Source organism: Sphaerotilus uruguayifluvii, from assembly GCF_013294065.1.
In the GTDB taxonomy this organism is placed as follows: Bacteria; Pseudomonadota; Gammaproteobacteria; order Burkholderiales; family Burkholderiaceae_C; genus Sphaerotilus; species Sphaerotilus uruguayifluvii.
Map to the genome: position 1 here is coordinate 46375 of NZ_JABSNM010000021.1, position 18417 is coordinate 64791.

Consider the following 18417-nt stretch of genomic DNA (forward strand, 5'->3'; position numbering starts at 1 on the left):
TCTGTTCCTGTGCGGTTCGGCCGGTCTCAGTGGGCCTTGTGGCCGGCGCCGAGGTAGGCCTCGATCACCTTCTCGTTGCGCTGCACCTCGGCGGCGGTGCCTTCGGCGATCTGCTTGCCGTAGTCGAGCACCGTCAGCCGGTCGCACAGGCCCATCATCAGCTTGACGTCGTGCTCGATGATCAGGATGGTGCGGCCGTCCTTGCGGATGCGGTCGATCAGCTCGCGCAGCACCACCTTCTCGGTGGCGTTCATGCCGGCGGCCGGCTCGTCGAGCGCGATCAGCTTCGGGTCGGTGGCCAGCGCGCGGGCGATCTCCAGGCGACGCTGGTCGCCGTAGGACAGCGTGCGCGCCTTGAACTCGGCGTACTTGCCGATGCCGACGTAGTCGAGCAGCTCCTGTGCGCGCCGGGCGATCGCGGCCTCCTCGGCCTTGAAGCCGGGGGTGCGGAAGATCGCGCCGATCAGGCCGCTGGAGGTGCGCACATGGCGGCCGACCATCACGTTCTCCAGCGCGGTCATCTCGGGGAAGAGACGGATGTTCTGGAAGGTGCGGGCGATGCCGGCGGCCGCCACCTCGTGCACGGCGGTGGGCGTGTAGGGCGCGCCGCCGAGCTGGAAGGTGCCGCCGTCGGGCGTGTACAGGCCGGTGATGACGTTGAAGAAGGTCGTCTTGCCGGCGCCGTTCGGTCCGATCAGGCCGTAGACCTGACCCTTGCGGATGGTGATGCCGACGTCGGAGAGGGCCTGCAGGCCGCCGAAGCGCTTGGAGACGCCCTTGACCTCGAGGACGATCTCGGATTGCGTGCTGTTGCTCATGAGGTGCTTCTCCTGGGGATCACTTCGCGGCCGGGGCGGCCTTGCCGTGCTCGGGCGCCGGCCACAGACCGCGCGGGCGCATCAGCATCACGACGATCATCGCCAGCGCGATCAGCAGCTGACGCAGGATCGCGGCGTCGAGGCGGCCGCCCGTCATCGCCTGGATGTCGCCGGCGACATAACGCAGCACTTCCGGCAGCGCCGCCAGCATCACCGCGCCCAGGATCACGCCGGGAATGTGGCCGATGCCGCCCAGCACCACCATCGCGACGATCATCACCGACTCGGCCAGCGTGAACGACTCCGGCGAGATGAAGCCCTGGAAGGACGCGAACATCGCGCCCGACACGCCGCCGAAGGTGGCGCCCATGCCGAAGGCCAGCAGCTTCAGGTTGCGGGTGTTCAGGCCCATCGCCTTGGCGGCGATCTCGTCCTCGCGGATGGCCATCCAGGCGCGGCCGATGCGCGACAGCTCGATGCGATGGCAGATGATGACGGTGAAGACCACCAGGATCAGGAACAGGTAGTAGTACAGCGTCACCGACGGGAAGCTGTGGCCGAAGAGCTCCAGCGGCTTGCCGAAGTTCAGGCCGCCGATGCTGATCGGGTCGATCTGGCTGATGCCGCGCGGGCCGTTGGTGATGTTGAGCGGGTGCTCCAGGTTGTTCATGAACACCCGGATGATCTCGCCGAAGCCCAGCGTCACGATCGCCAGGTAGTCGCCGCGCAGCTTCAGCGTCGGCGCGCCCAGCAGCATGCCGCACAGCGCCGCGACCGCCGCGGCGATCGGCACGACCGCCCAGATCGGGAAATGCATCCCGTTCGGATAGGCCGCCCGGATGGACTCGAAGTTCTCCATCAGGTGGGGCGAGGCCACCAGCGCGTACAGGTAGGCGCCGACGGCGTAGAAGGCGACATAGCCCAGGTCGAGCAGGCCGGCGTAGCCGACGACGATGTTCAGGCCGAGGGCCAGCATCACGTACAGCAGCGCCAGCGCCATGATGCGCACCCAGCCCTGTCCGAACTGCGCCGCCACCAGCGGCAGCGCCAGCAGCGCGACCGCCGCCAGCACGAAGACGACGATCTGCTTGGTCTTGTCCATGTGTTGCATGAGAGTCTCTCCTCGGGCGGCGTCAGGCGCGGTCGGCGACACGTTCGCCCATCAGGCCGCTCGGGCGCAGCGTGAGGACCAGGATCAGCACCAGGAAGGCGAAGATCTCGACATAGTGGCTGCCGAACAGGCCGCCGGTCAGGTCGCCGAGGTAGCCGGCGCCGATGGCCTCGATCAGGCCCAGCAGCACGCCGCCGACCATCGCGCCGGTCAGGTTGCCGATGCCGCCGAACACGGCCGCGGTGAAGGCCTTCAGGCCGGGCATGAAGCCCATGCTGTGCTGCAGCGTGCCGTAGTTGGCCGCCCACATGATGCCGGCGATGGCCGCCAGCGCCGCGCCGATCACGAAGGTGGCGCTGATGATGTGGTCGGGGCGCACGCCCATCAGGCCGGCCACGCGCGGGTTCTCGGCGGTGGCGCGCATCGCGCGGCCGAGCTTGGTCTTGTTGACCAGCCACAGCAGGCCGGTCAGCACCACCGCGGTGATCACCAGGATCAGCACCTGGGTCAGCGTGATGACCGGGCCGTCCTCCCACAGGAAGAACACCTCGACCGGCAGCAGCTGCGGGTACGGCTTCGGGTTCGGCTTCCAGATGATCATCGCCAGCGTCTGCAGCAGCAGGCTCATGCCCATCGCGGTGATCAGCGGGGCCAGGCGCGGCGCGTTGCGCAGCGGGCGGTAGGCGATCTTCTCGATCGAGTAGTTGAGGGCGGCGCACGCGACGATCGCGGCGATCGCCGAGATCAGCATGATGAGCCAGCCCGGCAGGGTCGACCCCGCCTCCTGGAAGGCGGTCGCGACGGTCCAGCTGACCATGGCGCCGACCATGAGCACCTCGCCGTGCGCGAAGTTGATCAGGCTGATGATGCCGTAGACCATCGTGTAGCCCAGCGCGACGAGGGCATACATGCTCCCGAGCACCAGACCGTTGATGATCTGCTGTACAAAGATGTCCATTCCAAGATCTCCTGTGGCTGGGTCGGAAATCGCAAGGCCCGTGCCAGCCTTGCCAGACTTCCGCAAACCCGGCCCCCGCCAGGGGATTCCCGGATCGTGACATCCTGCCGCGGCAGGCCGCCCTCGCGGCCATGCGCCCGGCCCGGCCGGATCGGATCCGGCGCCACGCCACCCCTGCCGCAAGAGATGCGGCCGTCACGCCCGATCAGCGATTCTTTCTCGCCTCTTCGTCCAGTTCACGCAATCTCTCGAGCTTCTCGCCGATGCGGATCTCGAGTCCCCGGTCGACCGGCTGGTAGAAGCGCGGGGCCGGCGCCAGCCCGTCCGGGAAATAGTTCTCGCCGGACGGATATCCGTCCGGCTCGTCGTGGGCATACCGGTAATTCCGTCCGTGCCCCAGGTCCTTCATCAGCCGGGTCGGCGCATTGCGCAGGTGCGCCGGCACCGGCCGCGAGCCGTCCTGCTTCACGAAGGCCTGCGCCGCCTTCCAGGCGACATAGGCGGCGTTGGACTTCGGCGCGACGGCCAGGTAGAGCACCGCCTGCGCCAGCGTCAGCTCGCCCTCGGGCGAGCCGAGCCGCTCGTAGGTCTCCGAGGCATCCAGCGCGATGCGCAGCGCGCGCGGATCGGCCAGGCCGATGTCCTCGCTGGCCATGCGCACCAGGCGCCGGGCGATGTAGCGCGGATCGACGCCGCCGTCGACCATGCGCGCGAACCAGTACAGCGCGCCGTCCGGACTGCTGCCGCGCACCGCCTTGTGCAGCGCGGAGATGGCGTCATAGAACTGGTCGCCGCCCTTGTCGTAGCGGCGCAGCTGCGCGCCCAGGCAGCGCTCCAGCGCCGCCTCGTCCAGCGGCCGCTCGGTGCCGGCCATGCGCACCACGTTCTCGAAGGTGTTGAGCAGCCGGCGCGCGTCGCCGTCGGCGTAGGCGACCAGGCGCTGCGCCGCGGCGGGCTCCGGGGCGGGCGCGGGCAGCGCCTCGCCGGCGCGCACCAGCAGCGCGAGCAGCTCGGCCTCGCCCAGCGGCTCCAGCACATGCACCGTCGCGCGCGACAGCAGCGCCGAGTTGACCTCGAAGGACGGGTTCTCGGTCGTCGCGCCGATGAAGGTGAACAGGCCCGACTCGACATGCGGCAGGAAGGCATCCTGCTGCGCCTTGTTGAAGCGGTGCACCTCGTCGACGAAGACGATGCAGCGCCGCCCCCGGGCCTGCGAGCGCTGCGCGCGCTCGACCGCCTCGCGGATGTCCTTCACGCCGCCCAGCACCGCCGAGATCGGCACGAAGTCGGCGTCGAAGGCCTCGGCGGTCAGCCGCGCCAGCGTCGTCTTGCCCACGCCCGGCGGACCCCACAGGATCATCGAATGCGGCCGGCGCGACACGAAGGCCGCGCGCAGCGGCTTGCCCGGCCCCAGCAGGTGGGTCTGGCCGATCACCTCGTCGATGTGGCGCGGGCGCAGCCGCTCGGCCAGCGGAGCTTCCGGCGTCGACAGATCCCCGGCAGCGCCCGGATCGACGGTCGACGGATTTCCGTCCGGCAGGTCGCCGAAGAGGTCGCTCACTGCTGCAGCACGTCGGCGCCGGCCGGCGCGCTGAAGCGGAAGCGCTCGGCCGGCAGCTTCAGGTTGGCCTCGAAGCGCGCGAAGTCCAGCCGCGAGCGCTGGCCCAGCGCATCGGTCAGCTCGATGGCCGCCAGGTCCTTGCCGCGGAAGCCCACCCGCAGCTGGCGGATCTGGCTCTCCTTCGCCTTGGGCTGGGCGGCGACCCACTGCAGGCCGCCCTGGTCGGGCTCGGCCGACAGCGTGAAGTCGCGCTCCAGGCTGCCGCCGGCCAGCAGCGCCGCAGGCGTGGCGCCCAGCGCCTGATCGAACGGACGCACCGTCACCTGGTTCAGGTCGACGTCGAAGAGCCAGACCTTCTGCCCGTCGGCGACGATCTGCTGCTCGTAGGGTTTGGCATAGTCGAAGCGGAAGCGGTTCGGGCGCTGGAACTCGAACTCGCCGCTGGAGGTCTTCTTCTTCGCGCCGTCGGGCGAGGTGGCGACCTGCGTGAAGGCCGCGCGGCCCGACTGCACCGTCTGCACGAAGCCGCGCAGCGTGTCGACCGCGTCGGCGGCACGTGCGGGCAACGCACCGGCCACCGCGGCCAGCGCCAGCACCGGCAGCACATGACGGCGGGAGAGCCTCCTCGAGAGGGCGGAGAAGGATTCAGGAGAGAGCAGCTTCATTCTTCCTTGCGCGCCGGGACGAGGATGTCGCGGTTGCCGTTGGTGGACATGCTCGATACGAGTCCGGACTTCTCCATTTGTTCCAGGAGCCGTGCCGCACGGTTGTAGCCGATGCGCAGATGGCGCTGCACCAGCGAGATCGAGGCCTTGCGGTTCTGCAGCACGATGGCCACCGCCTGGTCGTACATCGGATCGGCCTCGGGGTCGCCGCCGCCGCCCTCGGCGTTGGTGTCGTTCGCGCCGCCCTCGCCCTCGAGCGTGCCGCCTTCCAGGATGCCCTCGATGTAGTTGGGCTCGCCCTGGCTCTTCAGGTACTCGACGACGCGGTGCACCTCGTCGTCGCTGACGAAGGCGCCGTGCACCCGCACCGGCACGCCGGTGCCCGGCGCCAGGAAGAGCATGTCGCCCATGCCCAGCAGCGCCTCGGCGCCCATCTGGTCGAGGATGGTGCGGCTGTCGATCTTGCTCGAGACCTGGAAGCTCAGCCGGGTCGGGATGTTGGCCTTGATCAGGCCGGTGATCACGTCGACCGACGGGCGCTGCGTGGCCAGGATCAGGTGGATGCCGGCCGCGCGCGCCTTCTGCGCCAGGCGGGCGATGAGCTCCTCGATCTTCTTGCCGACGACCATCATCAGGTCGGCCAGCTCGTCGATGACGACGACGATGTGCGGCAGGCGGTCGAGCGGCTCGGGCTCCTCCGGCGTCAGGCTGAACGGATTGGGGATCAGCTCCTCGCGCTCATGGGCCTCGCGGATCTTAGCGTTGTAGCCGGCCAGGTTGCGCACGCCCAGCCGGCTCATGATCCGGTAGCGCCGCTCCATCTCGGCCACGCACCAGTTGAGCGCGTTCGAGGCCTGCTTCATGTCGGTGACCACCGGCGCGAGCAGGTGCGGGATGCCCTCGTAGACGCTCATCTCGAGCATCTTCGGATCGATCAGGATCAGGCGCACGTCCTCCGGCTCGGCCTTGTAGAGCAGCGACAGGATCATGCCGTTGATGCCCACCGACTTGCCCGAGCCGGTGGTGCCGGCGACCAGGCAGTGCGGCATCTTGCCCAGGTCGGCCACCACCGGCTGGCCGACGATGTCCTTGCCCAGGCCCATGGTCAGCAGCGAGGCGGCGTTGCGGTAGACCGGCGCGCCCAGCACTTCGGACAGGCGGATCATCTGGCGCTTGCGGTTGGGCAGCTCCAGCGCCATGCAGTTGCGCCCGGGGATCGTCTCGACGACGCGGATCGACACCAGGCTCAGCGAGCGCGCCAGGTCCTTGGCGAGGTTGACGATCTGCGAGCCCTTCACGCCCACCGCCGGCTCGATCTCGTAGCGCGTCACCACCGGACCCGGCATCGCCGCGATCACCGTGACCTCGACGCCGAAGTTCTTCAGGTGGCGCTCGATCATCCGGCTGGTGGTCTCGAGCTCCTCGGGCGTGGCGGATTCGGCCTGCGGCGGCGCGGCGTCGAGCAGCTCGACCGCCGGCAGACCGTGCTCTCCCCCGGCGACGGCCGCCGCGGCGACCGGACGGGCCGGCACCGGCGGCGCGACGAAGACCGGCGGCGCGGCCACCGGCACGGCCGGCATCGCCGCAGGCTGCGGACGCGCCGGCGGCTCGTCCTCGTCTTCCCAGGGCGGAACCGGACGGGCCGCTGCGGCAGCGACCGGTGCGACGGTCGCCGCAGCCGGGGTGACCGAGGGGGGCGGGGCGACCGGCGCCGGCCGCCGCGCCACCGGCTGCAGCTCGGCTACCGGCTCGACGCTGAACGGCACCGGCCGCGAGACCGGCGCCTCGTCCGGCTCGGCCAGGAAGACCGGGGCCTGCGGCACCGTGTCGACGAAGTCCGGCTCGTGCATCGCCGGCGCGGCCACCGCCGCGGCCGGTCGCGGCACGGCGGCCAGCGCGTCGATGTCGCCGAAGACCGGCTCGACCGGCGAGACCGCCGGCTCCGCCGCCGCGGCGCGCTCCTTGCGGGCGCGGCGCGGCGCGGCGGCCGCCGCGGCCGGGGCGACCGGCGGCGGCACCGCCACCTCGTCGAGCGCGCCATGGCCGGTCACCTCGCGCTCGCGGGCGCGCAGCGCCTGCTCGCCGATGCGCTTGTCCTCGGCCTCGGCGCGGCGCTCGACGCGGCGCTCGCGCCAGATGTCGAACAGCGCCCCGATGCGCTCGGACAGCCCCACCCACGAGAAGCGGAAGGCCCAGGCCAGCGCCAGCAGCATCACGATGATCCACAGCACGCCGCTGCCGACGAAGCCGAGCAGGCGCATGCTCAGCGGTCCGAGCATCGCGCCGAAGACGCCGCCGGCATGGGCTCCGGCGACCAGGCCCTCGTGCTGATACAGCCGCGTCCACTCGAGCGCGGTGCTCGACAGCAGCAGCATCGCCAGCCCGGCCCAGGCCAGCCACCACGGCCGCCAGTGCACCGGACCGGTCAGCTCCATCGGCGCCAGGTCGGCGCGCAGCAGCTTCGCCACCGCCGACAGCCAGGCGCGCACGCCGAACAGCAGCACCCACCACGACGACAGGCCGAACAGCACGAAGGACAGGTCGGACAGCCAGGCACCGATCACGCCGGCCTGGTTGCGCAGCGCATGGCCGTCGCCGGAGGTGGAGAAGGCGGCGTCGCCGGGGTGATGGCTGAGCATCGCGATCAGCCACAGCACCAGCAGCGTGCCGCCGAGCGTGATGCCGAGCTGCAGCCGCCAGCGCGAGACCGGACGGGGGGCGGAAGGACGGGCGGATGGGGCGGGAGCCGGAGCGGCGGCCGCGCCGCGCAGCGAACCGAGCGGGTAAGTCATGCCGGCATTGTCCGCGATCGCCATGGACGCCCTTGCAACGACAACCGGGGCGCGAACCGCCCGATTCGATCAAGCAGACGCACCGGCAGGTGCACAGACGGCGACGCCGCGCCCCGGAAGGGTGCGCGGCGTCGTGTCGTCCCGCCGATCCGGCTCGCGCCGGTCAGGACCTCACTGCGAGGCCAGGCGCTCGGTCAGAACGACCCAGCCGTTCTCCTGCGTCTCGATCAGGCCGCGCTCCTCGAGGTCCTTCATGACGCGGCTGACCATCTCGCGCGAGGCGCCGACGACCTTGGCCAGATCCTGGCGCGAGACCTTGGAGCGGATGACGCGGCGGCCCTCGTCGTCCTCGGCCATGTCGAGCAGCGCGCGCGCCACCCGGCCGTAGACGTCGAGCAGCGCGAGCGACTCGATCTGGCGGTCGGCATTGCGCAGGCGTGCGACCAGGCCGCGCAGGATCGCGTAGGACAGGCTGGAGTTGTCGGGCAGGCAGACCGCGAACTCGTTGCGGCCCAGCACCAGCACGTCGGTCTGGACCTCGGCGCGCACGGTGGCCGAATGCGGCTCGTTGTCGATCAGGCTCATCTCGCCGAGATAGTCGCCCGCCTCGAGCACCGCCAGGATGACCTCGCGGCCACGCGCGTCCGAGGTGATCACGCGGGCGCGGCCGCTCAGCAGGATGAACAGCGCGTCCGACTTGCGCCCCTGCTCGACGATGATCTCGCCGCGACGGTAGCGGCGCTTGACCACGCCATCGGCGATCGTCTGGGCCTGCTCGACGGTCAGCATCGAGAACAGCGGCACGCGCCGGATCAGATCGAGATTCGAGAGCATCGCCATGTGGGGGCCACTCCTGTCCTTGTTTGGTTTCTGTCGTTGAGATCGGGATCCGGGCATGGTGTGCGTCGGCAGCCCCTGGCGACCGGGGACGATCGGGAACCGCTAAGCTCTCGAATCGCACCGCGTCACGACACGCCCGATGCGACGCGACTCTAACCGATGCGTCCCGTCGTTGAACAGCGATCCGACCCGGAAATGAAACCGCGCGCCGCTCCCCCGGCGCGCCCTGCGGAACCCGATCCGAACGCCATGACCAGCACCGTCCAGCACGCCCAAGTCCTCATCCTCGGCTCCGGCCCGGCCGGCTACACCGCCGCCATCTACGCCGCACGCGCCAACCTGAAGCCGATGCTGGTCACCGGCATGGCCCAGGGCGGCCAGCTGATGACCACCACCGAAGTCGACAACTGGCCGGCCGACGTGATGGGCGTGCAGGGTCCGGAGCTGATGGAGCGCTTCCAGAAGCACGCCGAGCGCTTCAGCACGCAGTTCGTCTACGACCACGTCAACGAGGTCGACTTCAGCCAGCGCCCCTTCACGCTCAAGGGCGACAGCGGCACCTACACCTGCGACACGCTGATCATCGCCACCGGCGCCAGCGCGAAGTACCTGGGCCTGCCCTCCGAGCAGGCCTTCATGGGCCGCGGCGTCAGCGGCTGCGCGACCTGCGACGGCTTCTTCTACCGCGGCGACGAGGTCTGCGTCGTCGGCGGCGGCAACACCGCGGTCGAGGAAGCGCTCTACCTGTCGAACATCGCCAGCAAGGTCCACCTGATCCACCGCCGCGACAAGTTCCGCGCCGAGGCGATCATGGTCGACAAGCTGCACGAGAAGGTTGCCGCCGGAAAAATGGAGTTACATCTGTTTCAGACTCTGGACGAAGTCCTCGGCGACTCGAGCGGCGTGACCGGCGTTCGCCTGAAGAGCACCGAGGACGGCAGCACCCGCGACCTCGCGGTCAAGGGCTGCTTCATCGCGATCGGCCACCACCCGAACACCGACATCTTCCAGGGCCAGCTCGAGATGAAGGACGGCTACATCGTCACCCGCTCGGGCTCGGAAGGCTTCGCGACGATGACCAGCGTTCCCGGCATCTTCGCCGCCGGCGACGTGCAGGACCATGTCTACCGCCAGGCCATCACCAGCGCCGGCACCGGCTGCATGGCCGCGCTCGACGCGCAGCGCTTCCTGGAACAAAACCACGGCTGAAGCTCGTCGCCTGGGGCTTTGCCCGTTTTCAGGCTACAATCGACGTTTTGCCGCCAAAAGAGACCCGAGGCACCGGACGGTGCCATCGGAGGGGTAGTCATCAGACCAGGCACCACAAGTGCCGCAAGTTCCCGGCGGGCGGGTCTGCGCTGGCTGCTGTAACCATAGATCGGAGAAGCGTCATGGCACGCGTCTGTCAAGTCACGGGCAAGGGCCCGATGACCGGGAACAATGTTTCCCACGCCAACAACAAAACCAAGCGCCGCTGGCTGCCCAACCTGCAGTACCGCCGCTTCTGGGTCGAGAGCGAGAACCGCTGGGTCCGCCTGCGCATCTCGAACGCTGCGCTGCGCCTGATCGACAAGAAGGGCATCGACGTGGTCCTGGCGGACCTGCGTGCTCGCGGCGAACTGTAATCGGAGACCGACACCATGGCAGCCAAAGGCGGACGCGAAAAGATCAAGCTGGAATCCACCGCGGGTACCGGCCACTTCTACACCACCAGCAAGAACAAGAAGACCACGCCTCAGAAGCTGGAATTCATGAAGTTCGACCCGAAGGCGCGCAAGCACGTCCTGTACAAGGAAGTCAAGCTGCGCTGATCGGTCAGGATGGCGGCCCTCGAGGTCGCCACCGGACTTCGCGACAAGCCCGCCCGGACGACTGTCCCGGCGGTTTTTCTTCGTGGCCTCTCCGTGGGCGACACACCCTGCGCATCCCCCGAAAGGCGGCCCACCGACGGGTGATGGTCGCCCGCCCCTGCCCTGCCTAGAGTCCGCAGCACGCCGCTCCCGCCTTCCGGTGCGCGGCGCCAGGAAAACGGGGAGGATGCCCGATGCTGCCGACGCTGCCTCGTCGCCTGCTGGCCGGCCTGATGCTGGCGACCGCGCTGGTGCGCCCTGCACCGGCCCAGTCCATCGACACCTCGATGGCCGGCGCGGTGATCGGGGAGCCGGTCGCGATGACGCTGCTGGTGCGCGCCTTCGACTGGCCGGCCTCGCACCTGCTCGGCGACTGCCTGACGGTGAGGCTGCAGCACGCGGACAGCGGCGAGCCGCTGGCTCCGCTGCATCTGGCCCTGGTCGCGACCGGCCAGGACAACCAGGTGCAGGTGCGCATCAGCAGCGACGAGATCGTGCGCGAGCCGGTGCTACAGGGCCGCATCGAGCTGCTCTGCGGCGCGCGCTACGGCCGCGAGTTCACCGTGCTGGCCGACCCGCCGCGCGCCCGCGCCGGCCTGCGCCACGCCCCACCGACGCCCCGCTCCGCCCGGATCGCACCCCCTCGGCACGATCCCGCAGGCGCGCCCCTGGCGCCGGCGCGCGAGCCGGCCGTGACCGCGGCACGGCCCTCGCCGATCACGCGCTCGGCCGACGACGACGAGGCCCGCGTGCTGCGCATCGCCGCGGCTGTCGCAGCGATGCTGCCCGCCGCCCGCGAACGCCCGGAGGACGAGCGGCTGCGGCCCGCCTGGATGGCCGGATGGAACGAGGAACAGCAGCAGACCCGCGCCACGCTGGCTGCGCTGCAGGCGCGCATCGAGCGCAGCGAGCGCACCACCTGGCATGACGCGGTCCTGGTCGGCTCGACGCTGGCCGGGCTGGCGGTCGGACTGCTGCTGGTGCGGCTGATCACCGAGGTGCTGCTGCCGCGCTGGAGCACCGGCCCCGATCCGGCACGGTCCGCCCGGTCGCGCCGACGCCGACGGACACGGGAGGTCGCGACGACGCGCGAGGCACCTGACCCGCTCGGCATCATGGAGCCGATCCTGCCGGACTTCACGCCCTCGCCGGAACGGATGGCCGATCCGACGTCCGAGGCCCTGCGTGCCACGCCGGATCAGGCCGCCCACCAGGCCGCCAGCCCGCCCGCACCGGCGGCGCCGGCCGGCGACGAGGACCGTGTCAGCTGGCGCGACAGCAACTTCGGCAGCCCGGACCTGGGCTGTCTGGCCAGCCGGGACCTGCTGGGCGAACTGGAGACGCAGGGCGACGACTGTCCGCTCGGCTGCGTGGTCATTCTCGAGCAGCGCCTGCTCGAGGGCCCGGGGCGCTGCCCAAGGCTGCTGCTGCGGCTGCTGGCGCTGTACCGACAGCTGGAGCAGCCCTGGAACCACGAGCGCGTCGCCGCCCAGCTGGAGGCGCTCTACAACGTGCGGGTGCCGCCGATGGACGGCGCCGTGCAGGCCGGTGGCGGGCGCTCGCTCGAGGAGCAGCCGGAAACGCTGGAGCGCGTCACCGCGGCGTGGTCACACGAGGACCAGGCCGGACCGGCCGTGGAAACGCTGCTGCTGAGGCCGACCGCGGTCGAGGAGCTCGACCTTCCGGCCTTCGAGGAGCTGCTGATGCTGCACGAGCTGCTGCTGCGCCGCGGCAGCGTGTCGCAGCATCGGGCGGCCGCCTGGGAGCTTGCGGCCTGACCCGGGCTCAGGCGCGCACCGAGCGCAGCGTGCGGGCGAAGTCCTGCAGTGCGACGATGCCGCTGGCCTCGGCGCGCTGGCACCAGGCCTGCAGGTCGTTGACCAGCTGCTCGCCCGACACGTTGGTGCGGGTCCAGAGCTGACGCAGCTCCTCGCGCATCGTCACCAGCTTCGCCAGTGCCGGGCTCTGGTCGCAGGCCTGCGCGACGCTGGCCTTGAATTCGGCCGGGATCTTCTGCTCGTCGCGGTGCAGCCAGCGCTGCGCCAGGCGCATCTGCGCCCAGCGCTCGGTATTCTGAGCGCCCTGCTGCTTCAGCCGCTCGAGCTCCTCGTTGCAGGCGCGACGCAGGCCGTTGGCGTACTGCGCCATCATCTCGTAGCGGTTGGCGATCAGCGCCTCCAGCGTCTGGCTGTCGGCCACCGCCTTCATCTCGCCCAGCTTGAGCTGCGGCGCGGTCTTGCGCACCTTGGCCTGGCCAAGCATTTCCAGCAGGCGGATGTAGCCCCAGCCGATGTCGAACTCGAAGGGCTTGACCGACAGCTTGGCCGAGGTCGGGAAGGTGTGGTGGTTGTTGTGCAGTTCCTCGCCGCCGATCCAGAGGCCCCAGGGCGAGATGTTGGTCGAGGCGTCGGCCGCCTCGAAGTTGCGGTATCCCCAGTGGTGACCCAGGCCGTTGATGATGCCGGCCGCATGGATCGGGCTCCACAGCATCTGCACCGCCCAGACCGTCAGGCCGAGCGCACCGAACAGCGCCACGTCGATGATCAGCATCAGCGACACGCCCAGCGCCGAACGGCCGGTGTAGAGATGGCGCTCGACCCAGTCGTCGGGCGTGTTGTGGCCGTACTTCTTCAGCGTCTCGGGCACCTTGGCCTCGGCGCGATAGAGCTCGCTGCCGCGCAGCAGCACCGTCTTCAGGCCATGCGCGACCGGGCTGTGCGGGTCATCGACCGTCTCGCACTTGGCGTGGTGCTTGCGATGGACCGCGACCCATTCCTTCGTCACCATGCCGGAGGTCATCCACAGCCAGAAACGGAAGAAATGCGAGGCGATCGGCCCGAGGTCCAGCGAGCGATGCGCCTGGCTGCGGTGCAGGAAGACGGTGATCGAGACGATCGTGATGTGGGTCACCACGAGCGTGAACAGCAGCACCTGCCACCATGAGGCATGCAGCAGGCCGTGAGCCAGCCAGTCCAGCAGGACTGCCCAGATCGTCGAAAGGTCGGACATCGGAGACTTCCAGGAGACGCGGGGAACGGAGCCTGCGACAGGCATGGGCGCAGGCGGGGGGCGCCAGCGTTCCGGAAGATCCGCGACGAGGAAGTCCGAGGCACAGGCGGGACGTGGATTCTATTCGCCCCGTCGTGCGCAGGGACAAGGGCAAGTCCCGAGACGGGACATTGAAGCCCCCGGCATCGCTCCGAATGCGCACACTGCGGCCGGGCCAAGCCCGGGCCGGCCGCGGCAGTTCAGCGCCGGCGCCAGACCGCGGCGAAGAAGCCGTCGGTGCCGTGGCGGTGCGGCCACAGCCGCAGCATGCCGTCGTGGCACAGCGAGGCGGCCTGCTCGACCTTCTGGCGCTCGAGCACCTCGGCGGCATCAAGCATCTCGAAATCCGGATGAGCCTCGGTGAATGCACGCACGATGGCCTCGTTCTCGGCCTCGAGCACGCTGCAGGTCGCGTAGACCAGCTGGCCGCCGGACTTCACCAGGCGAGCGGCGCTGTCCAGGATGGACCCCTGCTTGGCGGTCAGCTCGGCCACCGACTTCTCGCTCTGGCGCCACTTCAGGTCGGGATTGCGGCGCAGCGTGCCCAGGCCGGAGCACGGCGCGTCGACCAGCACCCGGTCGATCTTGCCCGCCAGGCGCTTGACGCGGTCGTCGCGCTCGTGGGTGATGCCCGCCGGATAGACGTTCGACAGCCCGCTGCGCGCCAGGCGCGGCTTGAGCGCCGCCAGCCGGTGCGCCGACACGTCGAAGGCGTAGAGCCGGCCGGTGTTGCGCATCATCGCGCCCAGCGCCAGCGTCTTGCCGCCGGCGCCGGCGCAGAAGTCCACCACCATCTCGCCGCGCCTGGCCTCGGTCAGCAGCGCCAGCAGCTGGCTGCCCTCGTCCTGCACCTCGACCTCGCCGCGGTTGAAGACCTCGGTGCGGTTGAGCGCCGGCTTGCCGTCGACGCGCAGGCCCAGCGGCGAGAACGGCGTCGGCTGCGCACGGATGCCCTCGGCGGCCAGCGCCTCCTGCGCGGCCTCGCGCTTGACCTTGATCGCGTTGACGCGCAGGTCCAGCCCGGCGGGCTGCAGCAGCGCCTCGGCCAGCGCGTCGAACTCCTCGCCGACCTGCGCCTTCAGCGGCTCGACCAGCCACTCGGGCAGGTTGTGCACCAGCGCGGCGTTGTGGCCCTTGGAGGCCTTCATCGGGTCGAACTGGCGGCAGTTGTCCAGCCAGGTGCGCTCGCCCTCGGTGATCGCGGCGTTGAGGTAGGCCTCCGAGCCCTGCCAGGCCAGCAGGATCAGCCGGCGCTCGATCGAGCCGTGGCCCGAGCGCGCCAGGTACTGGTACTTGGCGCGCCGGCGCAGCACCTCGTAGACCGTCTCGGCCAGCGTCTGGCGCTCGCGGGCGCCCAGCGCACGGTTCTGGCGGAAGAAGGACGACACCACCGCATCGGCGGGCGTGGTGAAGCGCAGCACCTCGTGCAGCAGCTCGTCGCACAGGGCGAACAGGGCCTTGGGGGTCATCGAGGGCTCCTCGGGAACGGAATCGGAAGATCGGACAGGAAAGGACGGCTCAGCGCGGATCGAACAGCCACTGCTCGGCGCCGTCAAGATGGCGCACGACGCCCGACTCATCGACCGCGAGGCGGTCCTCGACGAACCAGCGCACCGCGCGCGGGTAGATCACATGCTCGCAGCGCAGGATGCGCTCGGCCAGCGTGTCGGGCGTGTCGCCCTGGCGCACCGGCACCGCCGCCTGCACGACGATCGGACCATGATCCAGCTCGGGCGTCACGAAATGCACCGTGGCCCCGGCGAACTTGCAGCCCGCCTGCAGCGCACGCTCGTGCGTGTGCAGCCCGCCGAAGGACGGCAGCAGCGACGGGTGGATGTTCAGCAGCCGGCCGGCGTAGCGCGCGACGAACTCGGGCGTCAGGATGCGCATGAAGCCGGCCAGCACCACCAGGTCGGGCTGGTGCCGGTCGATCTCCTCGGCCAGCGCGGCGTCGAAGGCGGCGCGGTCGGCATGCGCGCGGTGGTCCAGGCCGACCGCGGCGATGCCCTGCGCCCGGGCCCAGGCCAGCCCCCCGGCCTGCGGCCGGTTGCTGATGACGGCGACGACGGAGGCGGGCCAGCCCTCGGCCATGCAGGCCTTCTGGATGGCCTCCATGTTGGAGCCCCGGCCGGAAATCAGGATCACGATGCGTTTCATGGGTGCGGGAGTGTAATCGGCGCCCGGCAGAGGACCCGGCCATTGGTCGCATGACAAGGTCATGGAAACCGGTCACAGTAGCCCCCGCGCCCCCGGCGCAGCGTGAACCTTGTCGCGATTCACGATCTTCTTTCTTCGTTTCGATTCCAACAGGAGAACACAGATGGGACTGCTCGACTCTCTGGTCGGCTCGGTGGTGAGCCAGGCGCTCGGTGGCTCGCAGCAGGGTGGCCAGGCCGCCCTGATCCAGGCACTGATCGGCATGCTGATGAACGGCGGCCTCGGTGGCGGCGGCGCGGCCCAGGCCGGCGCGCCGGCCGGCGGCCTGGGCGGACTGCTGGAGCAGTTCCAGCGCAGCGGCCTGGGCGACGTGGCCTCTTCCTGGGTGTCGACCGGCCAGAACCTGCCGGTCTCGGCCGAGCAGATCGGCCAGGTGCTCGGCCCGGACGTGCTGGGCCAGCTCGCGCGCAGCGCCGGCATGGACAGCGGCGCAGCCGGTGGCGCGCTGGCGCAGATCCTGCCGCAGGTGGTCGACGCGATGACGCCGGACGGCCGCCTGCCGCAGCAGGGCACCGACCTGGGCGCGATGCTGCCGCAGATCCTCGGCGGCCTGCTCGGCGGCGCGCGCTGAGCCGCCGCTGAGCCCGGCCCGCCCCTGACGATGCCGGGGGCGGGCGTCGGCCGCTATGCTCGCGTGGCCATGGCCGACATCCACATCACCGACATCGAGAACGCCATCAACTGGTGGCGCCGGCGCAGCCCCTCGCCCGACGGCGTCGAGCTCGGCGCGCCGCTGCGCGCGCTGGCCGAGGTCTACGCGCGGATGAGCTACTTCCGCGAGACCGCGCACGACGAGGACACGCTGCCGCCGCCGGCCCGCGAGGCCTGGCTGGCCTGGTACGACAGCACGCCCGACGCGCCCTGCATCGCGATCTGCTCGACTGCCCAGGGCGACGCGGTCTGCAAGGGCTGCGGGCGCAGCTTTGAGGAGGTCCGGCACTGGCCGGCGATGAGCCCGGGCGAGAAGCGCGTCATCTGGCGCCGCATCATCGCCGAGGGCAGCGCCTGGCGCTTCAACCGCTATGCCGACCGAGCGCCGGAGCGTCGTCGCCCAGCATCGGACTCGGCAGCGTGATGACGAAGCAGGTGCCGCCGCCCTCGCGGCCCTCGCAGCGCACCCTGCCGCCGTGGCGCTCGGCGATCTGGCGCACCAGCGACAGCCCGAGGCCGACGCCGCCCGCGCGCTCGGCATGGCCGGGCAGGCGGTAGAAGGGCTCGAAGATGCGCTCGCGGAACTCCGCCGGCACGCCGGGGCCGCGATCGCGGATGCTGATCTCGATGCGGCCGTCCGGCAGCGTGCCGACGTCGGCCGAGACCTCGTCGCCGCCGTAGCGGCGCGCGTTCTCCAGCAGGTTGCGCAGCGCGCGGCGCAGCAGCCGCTCCTCGCCGAGCACCTGCACCTCCTCGCCGCCGGCCTCGGCCCCGACCCGCGCGGCCTCCTCGACCAGCAGGCCGAGCAGATCGACCAGCTCGGGCTGCATGTCCGAGCGCGCATCGAGCCGGCTGGCCAGCAGCACCTCCTCGACCAGCTCGTCGAGCTCGCGGATGTCGCGGTCGATCTCGCGGCGCAGTTCCTCGTGCTGGGCCGGATCGGCATGGTCGAACATCGACACGGCCATCTTCAGCCGCGCCAGCGGCGAGCGCAGCTCATGGCTGGCGTTGGCCAGCAGCGAGCGGTTCGAACGCACCAGGTCCTCGATGCGCTGCGCCGCCTGGTTGAAGCTCGCGGCCACGGCAGCGACCTCGTCGCGCCCGCGGGCATCGACGCGGTGCGACAGCCGGCCGCTGCCGAAGAGCTCGACGCCACGCTGCAGGATCTCGAGCCGGCGCGTCAGCCGGCGCACCACCGGATAGGCCCCGGCGGTCACCGCGACGAACAGTGCCCCGAGCAGCAGCAGCACGCCGGTGGCCTCGTCGAGCAGGCCCGGCCCGCCCAGGCCGAGCCGGTCGAGCGGCCCCGGCCCGCCCAGCGGCGGACCGAGATCGAAGGGGCGTCCGCCCGGCGGCCGACCGTCCTGGTCCGGCCCGCCGGATCCGCCAGGTCCACCGGGTCCGGGCGGACCGTGGCCATGCCCCGGGCCATGACGGCCGCCCTTGTCCCCCTTGAGCTTGATCTTCAGCGTCCACAGCACCCGGCCGTCGGGCAGGCGCGAGGCCAGCGCCACCTCGGACTCGGGCCGGCCGCGCTCGTCGACGATGCGTCGGTAGACCGGGGATTCGGCGATGCGGCGCCCGCCGGCGTCGTCGAGCGCCAGCGGCAGCTTGAGCTGGTGCGACCAGTCCAGCAGCGCATCGCGCTGCTCGTCCTCGGGCGCACCGGCCGCCGGCAGGCTCTTCTCGATCAGCGCGGACATCGCCCGGGTGCGGTCGAGCACCGCGGCCTCGATGCGCCCTTCCTCGGCCGCGGCATGGCGACGGAACAGCACCGCGGCGATCAGCGCGAACACCAGCAGCACCGCAACGACGGTGAAGTAGATGCTCAGATAGAGGCTGCGCACCCCCGTGTCGCGACGCCAGCGCCAGCGCATGACGGACAGACCTTCCTGGAGGCGGCGGC

General features: G+C 70.7%; 17 protein-coding genes. 6 read left to right on the forward strand and 11 right to left on the reverse strand.

Features of this window, described 5'->3' with window-relative positions:
* Window positions 1-26: 26 nt before the first annotated feature.
* The 7 genes from HNQ01_RS18600 to HNQ01_RS18635 form a co-directional block, all read right to left on the reverse strand.
* Window positions 27-818, reverse strand: coding sequence for an ABC transporter ATP-binding protein (locus HNQ01_RS18600; protein ID WP_173806993.1), 792 nt, complete (start codon window positions 816-818; stop codon window positions 27-29).
* Window positions 819-837: 19 nt separating this feature from the next.
* On the reverse strand, window positions 838-1929 hold the full coding sequence (locus tag HNQ01_RS18605) for an ABC transporter permease subunit (RefSeq protein WP_434801525.1): 1092 nt from the start codon (window positions 1927-1929) through the stop codon (window positions 838-840).
* A gap of 22 nt (window positions 1930-1951) precedes the next feature.
* The gene (locus HNQ01_RS18610) at window positions 1952-2887 is read right to left on the reverse strand and encodes a branched-chain amino acid ABC transporter permease (protein ID WP_173806994.1); all 936 of its coding nucleotides are present in this window, start codon (window positions 2885-2887) and stop codon (window positions 1952-1954) included.
* Window positions 2888-3092: 205 nt separating this feature from the next.
* On the reverse strand, window positions 3093-4379 hold the full coding sequence (locus HNQ01_RS18615; RefSeq protein WP_217427616.1) for a replication-associated recombination protein A: 1287 nt from the start codon (window positions 4377-4379) through the stop codon (window positions 3093-3095).
* Between the two features lie 65 nt (window positions 4380-4444).
* The gene (gene lolA / locus HNQ01_RS18620; protein WP_434801526.1) at window positions 4445-5053 is read right to left on the reverse strand and encodes an outer membrane lipoprotein periplasmic chaperone LolA; all 609 of its coding nucleotides are present in this window, start codon (window positions 5051-5053) and stop codon (window positions 4445-4447) included.
* A gap of 56 nt (window positions 5054-5109) precedes the next feature.
* On the reverse strand, window positions 5110-7905 hold the full coding sequence (locus HNQ01_RS22500; protein ID WP_286180966.1) for a DNA translocase FtsK: 2796 nt from the start codon (window positions 7903-7905) through the stop codon (window positions 5110-5112).
* 171 nt (window positions 7906-8076) lie between these two features.
* Window positions 8077-8745 carry a Crp/Fnr family transcriptional regulator gene (locus HNQ01_RS18635; protein WP_173806997.1) on the reverse strand — a complete coding sequence of 223 codons (669 nt, stop codon included), beginning with the start codon at window positions 8743-8745 and terminating at the stop codon, window positions 8077-8079.
* Between the two features lie 249 nt (window positions 8746-8994).
* On the opposite strand from HNQ01_RS18635, the gene trxB reads away from it, so the two are divergent.
* The 4 genes from trxB to HNQ01_RS18655 all read left to right on the forward strand — a co-directional run bounded on the left by trxB (window position 8995) and on the right by HNQ01_RS18655 (window position 12373).
* Window positions 8995-9954: a thioredoxin-disulfide reductase gene (gene trxB, locus HNQ01_RS18640; RefSeq protein ID WP_173806998.1), complete on the forward strand. Its 960-nt coding sequence runs from the start codon at window positions 8995-8997 to the stop codon at window positions 9952-9954.
* A gap of 182 nt (window positions 9955-10136) precedes the next feature.
* Entirely contained in the window at window positions 10137-10370 is a 234-nt protein-coding gene (rpmB, locus tag HNQ01_RS18645) for a 50S ribosomal protein L28 (protein WP_037483668.1), read from the forward strand.
* 15 nt (window positions 10371-10385) lie between these two features.
* Window positions 10386-10556, forward strand: a complete 171-nt coding sequence (gene rpmG, locus HNQ01_RS18650) for a 50S ribosomal protein L33 (RefSeq protein WP_173806999.1) — start codon at window positions 10386-10388, stop codon at window positions 10554-10556.
* Between the two features lie 233 nt (window positions 10557-10789).
* On the forward strand, window positions 10790-12373 hold the full coding sequence (locus HNQ01_RS18655) for a type IV pilus assembly protein FimV (RefSeq protein ID WP_173807000.1): 1584 nt from the start codon (window positions 10790-10792) through the stop codon (window positions 12371-12373).
* 7 nt (window positions 12374-12380) lie between these two features.
* On the opposite strand, the gene HNQ01_RS18660 is transcribed toward HNQ01_RS18655, so the two are convergent.
* From HNQ01_RS18660 to purN, 3 genes are all read right to left on the reverse strand, one after another.
* Window positions 12381-13604 (reverse strand): DesA family fatty acid desaturase, encoded by a 1224-nt coding sequence (locus tag HNQ01_RS18660; RefSeq protein ID WP_173807001.1) that lies wholly within the window; start codon window positions 13602-13604, stop codon window positions 12381-12383.
* A gap of 239 nt (window positions 13605-13843) precedes the next feature.
* Window positions 13844-15112 carry an RsmB/NOP family class I SAM-dependent RNA methyltransferase gene (locus tag HNQ01_RS18665; protein WP_173807002.1) on the reverse strand — a complete coding sequence of 423 codons (1269 nt, stop codon included), beginning with the start codon at window positions 15110-15112 and terminating at the stop codon, window positions 13844-13846.
* A 49-nt stretch (window positions 15113-15161) separates the two neighbouring features.
* The gene (gene purN, locus HNQ01_RS18670; RefSeq protein ID WP_173807003.1) at window positions 15162-15800 is read right to left on the reverse strand and encodes a phosphoribosylglycinamide formyltransferase; all 639 of its coding nucleotides are present in this window, start codon (window positions 15798-15800) and stop codon (window positions 15162-15164) included.
* Window positions 15801-15963: 163 nt separating this feature from the next.
* Between purN and HNQ01_RS18675 the strand changes: the two genes are divergently transcribed.
* Together HNQ01_RS18675 and HNQ01_RS18680 are read left to right on the forward strand one after the other, a co-directional pair.
* On the forward strand, window positions 15964-16431 hold the full coding sequence (locus HNQ01_RS18675) for a YidB family protein (protein WP_173807004.1): 468 nt from the start codon (window positions 15964-15966) through the stop codon (window positions 16429-16431).
* A gap of 69 nt (window positions 16432-16500) precedes the next feature.
* Window positions 16501-16935 carry a DUF3717 domain-containing protein gene (locus HNQ01_RS18680; RefSeq protein WP_173807005.1) on the forward strand — a complete coding sequence of 145 codons (435 nt, stop codon included), beginning with the start codon at window positions 16501-16503 and terminating at the stop codon, window positions 16933-16935.
* On the opposite strand, the gene HNQ01_RS18685 is transcribed toward HNQ01_RS18680, so the two are convergent.
* Window positions 16874-18388 carry a sensor histidine kinase gene (locus tag HNQ01_RS18685; protein ID WP_217427614.1) on the reverse strand — a complete coding sequence of 505 codons (1515 nt, stop codon included), beginning with the start codon at window positions 18386-18388 and terminating at the stop codon, window positions 16874-16876. The genes HNQ01_RS18680 and HNQ01_RS18685 overlap by 62 nt on opposite strands.
* Window positions 18389-18417 lie beyond the last annotated feature (29 nt).

Bases quoted from the DNA above. Each gene is read 5' to 3' on its own strand.
- HNQ01_RS18600 (WP_173806993.1), bottom strand. From the start codon at position 818: ATGAGCAACAGCACGCAATCCGAGATCGTCCTCGAGGTCAAGGGCGTC.
- HNQ01_RS18635 (WP_173806997.1), bottom strand. From the start codon at position 8,745: ATGGCGATGCTCTCGAATCTCGATCTGATCCGGCGCGTGCCGCTGTTC.
- HNQ01_RS18655 (WP_173807000.1), top strand. From the start codon at position 10,790: ATGCTGCCGACGCTGCCTCGTCGCCTGCTGGCCGGCCTGATGCTGGCG.
- HNQ01_RS18665 (WP_173807002.1), bottom strand. From the start codon at position 15,112: ATGACCCCCAAGGCCCTGTTCGCCCTGTGCGACGAGCTGCTGCACGAG.
- trxB (WP_173806998.1), top strand. From the start codon at position 8,995: ATGACCAGCACCGTCCAGCACGCCCAAGTCCTCATCCTCGGCTCCGGC.
- HNQ01_RS18685 (WP_217427614.1), bottom strand. From the start codon at position 18,388: ATGCGCTGGCGCTGGCGTCGCGACACGGGGGTGCGCAGCCTCTATCTG.
- HNQ01_RS18610 (WP_173806994.1), bottom strand. From the start codon at position 2,887: ATGGACATCTTTGTACAGCAGATCATCAACGGTCTGGTGCTCGGGAGC.
- purN (WP_173807003.1), bottom strand. From the start codon at position 15,800: ATGAAACGCATCGTGATCCTGATTTCCGGCCGGGGCTCCAACATGGAG.
- rpmB (WP_037483668.1), top strand. From the start codon at position 10,137: ATGGCACGCGTCTGTCAAGTCACGGGCAAGGGCCCGATGACCGGGAAC.
- HNQ01_RS18675 (WP_173807004.1), top strand. From the start codon at position 15,964: ATGGGACTGCTCGACTCTCTGGTCGGCTCGGTGGTGAGCCAGGCGCTC.
- rpmG (WP_173806999.1), top strand. From the start codon at position 10,386: ATGGCAGCCAAAGGCGGACGCGAAAAGATCAAGCTGGAATCCACCGCG.
- HNQ01_RS22500 (WP_286180966.1), bottom strand. From the start codon at position 7,905: ATGACTTACCCGCTCGGTTCGCTGCGCGGCGCGGCCGCCGCTCCGGCT.
- HNQ01_RS18680 (WP_173807005.1), top strand. From the start codon at position 16,501: ATGGCCGACATCCACATCACCGACATCGAGAACGCCATCAACTGGTGG.
- HNQ01_RS18660 (WP_173807001.1), bottom strand. From the start codon at position 13,604: ATGTCCGACCTTTCGACGATCTGGGCAGTCCTGCTGGACTGGCTGGCT.
- HNQ01_RS18605 (WP_434801525.1), bottom strand. From the start codon at position 1,929: ATGCAACACATGGACAAGACCAAGCAGATCGTCGTCTTCGTGCTGGCG.